At 44.7% G+C, this 2,450-nt stretch carries 1 protein-coding gene and 1 pseudogene; one reads left to right on the top strand and one right to left on the bottom strand.

Annotation, left to right across the window (positions count from 1 at the left end; all coding sequences use genetic code 11):
- Positions 1-189: 189 nt before the first annotated feature.
- A complete protein-coding gene (locus VFM80_RS04330; protein WP_395069913.1) occupies positions 190-1,122 on the top strand; it encodes a tetratricopeptide repeat protein in 933 nt (310 codons plus the stop codon).
- Between the two features lie 85 nt (positions 1,123-1,207).
- Here VFM80_RS04330 and VFM80_RS04325 read toward each other — a convergent pair.
- Positions 1,208-2,450, bottom strand: a pseudogene (locus VFM80_RS04325) (zinc carboxypeptidase); the annotation flags it as partial.

Genomic DNA, 2,450 nt, shown 5'->3' with positions numbered 1-2,450 from the left:
ATGGTTTCCGCCGTATATTGAAAGTAGTTACTTAAAAACAAGCCCACGGAACTAACCGGCGGGCTATTTTTATGCCTTTCATTTTCTTCATTTTCGCTCCTCTTTTATTTCGCTGATTCATCATTGATGTTAATTCAGACCATTTTATATTTGGCAATAGCCATTATCTCAAATAATCAGCCGGTTCCCATGAAAAACTTATTCCTTTATACGATTGCTGTCACATTGCTTGTTGCCGCATGTCAGCCTGAAACAGAACAAACGCGATTTGAAGACCTCCCTGATTCCGCTCAAACCATTTCACTATTGGGAGATACGCTGAAAACTGAGATCGACTCTCTACCTCCTGCTCTCGCCAACCGTATCGATTCTCTAAGTGCCCTGGCTTTGGAAGAAGATCGCCTGGTAAACAGTTATATTTGGGAAGCGCGAAAAATGGCATACACCGGTGATTATCGTACGGCCGTCATTCAGCTTTCCTCAGCTATTACCGAATTTCCGGAAGAGCCGCGATTATACCGCCACCGGGGTCACCGCTACATTACCTTGCGTGAATTTGACCTCGCCATTCAGGATTTCGAAAAAGCAGCAAGCCTTTTTGAAGGGCAATCTGATGTTGTTGAGCCTGACGGCTTACCCAATGCTCAAAATACCCCTTTAAGTTCACTTCAAACCAATACGTGGTATCACCTGGGGTTGGCACACTATCTAAAAGGAGAGTATGAAAAGGCAAACGAGGCTTATATGAAAGGACTTGAAGCTACCGATAATAACGACATGCGGGTCGCTTTTTTGTATTGGAAGTATATGGCTATGAGAAAAGCGGGGCATGATGTTGAGGCCGGCAAAGTACTTGAACAAGTATCCCCGGAAATGGAACTCATTGAAAACACCAGCTACCATGAACTGTTAATGGTCTTCAAAGGCGTGTTTACAGAAAATCAGATCCTGGATAATGATAATTCTGAACTCGATAATTCAACCCTTGGATACGGGCTGGGCTTTTGGCACGATATCAACGGCCGGGATGAGCGGGCAAACGAGATCTGGCAGCAGGTTTATGATTCTAATAACTGGGCGGCTTTTGGGTACATCGCAAGTGAGGCGGAGTTAGCTAAGTAGTGCGAAGGTGTTAAAGTGTTAATGTGTTACGGCAGTTCTTATAAATACCACCGTAACACATTAACACCGTCGCACCTAAACACCATCAATTCCCCACAAAGAAAACTGCATTTCCAAACAACAGCTTCCCATTGTGCCAGAAACCACGGAACAGAGGATTGTCGATCATGTAAACCACCTGTCCGCTTCCCATATTTTGTACTCCAAAGGTCAGCGAATTGTTTAAAGCTTCAAGGGCTTTATTTCCAACAAAACCACTTCGGTGAGCACCCTTTTTGGCCACTCCCACATTCCAGCCACTATCCAGATACTCATATCCAGTTGAACCGAGCTTAAGGGACATATATTGGTCATCGTATCCAAAAGCTAAAGGATGGGACGGATCCATAGTGATCTCATAAATACTGCCGGGATTGGAATACTGAATACGCTCCCGATCTGAATCACCATAAGCCCTGAGCTTGTCATTTGGGTCTGCATTCTCATCATTCGTTTCTCGTTCTTTGCGCTTCAGGTTGAAACCATCTTTCCCGGCTAAAAATCCATTTGCGCCATCCACGGCAATAAGGGTTCCGCCTTCGCTCACCCAATTTTTGATGCTATTCAAGTCACCGTCTCCTACAGCGCTTCCATACACACTTGGCATGATCACCACATGATAATCACTCCAATCTACCGACCCAATATCACTTACATTGATCAGGGTTACCGGATAATTGATCTGCTGGTCGAAGTAATTCCATATGTGGCCTACCATATTCGAGCTTGTTCCCTCTCCCGATAAAAGTGCTACTTTCGGAGTTTCGATCAACCGTACAGAGGAAGAACCGAAGTCCTTTCCTGAATCCACAAAGCCGGTAGTTACAGGCGTAACCACCCGATTCAACATGTCGGCCTCTTCTTTCACAATTGTATCAAATCGGTCACCCAGTGATTCATTTCCATTTCTGGTGATAATGAGCGTACCGGGAGCATATTGATCGTCATTCAAAGTGAATGCTTCTTCTGCATACCGAACCTGTACTCCTTCATCCAGTAAACGTGCAAGATATTTCAGGTCTTCCATTGAATTCCATTTAGCCAAATATGCATACGGATTATTGATGGCAGGTGTTGATTCATCCTCGGCCGTTATCGTTGCCGGACGAGTATTTACCGTGCCCGTTACCGCGTATCCATCTAATCCGTAAGCATAATGAGCTTCCCATGCAGTGATATCGTACGTCAGGGAATCCACCAACTCAGGGTTTGGCTCAAATAATACCCTAACCAATGTTCCTTTTGGTTGGTACGTGCTGATCACATAATCTCCCTCTTCAATGGAAACC

Origin of the sequence: Gracilimonas sp. (genome assembly GCF_035704785.1) — a bacterium.
GTDB lineage: Bacteria > Bacteroidota > Rhodothermia > Balneolales > Balneolaceae > Gracilimonas.
The sequence above is the reverse complement of the archived record's forward strand: the minus strand, read 5'-3'. Positions and strand labels throughout refer to the sequence as shown.

Excerpts from the sequence above, each read along its gene's own strand:
- VFM80_RS04330 (WP_395069913.1), top strand. The coding sequence starts at position 190 with ATGAAAAACTTATTCCTTTATACGATTGCTGTCACATTGCTTGTTGCC.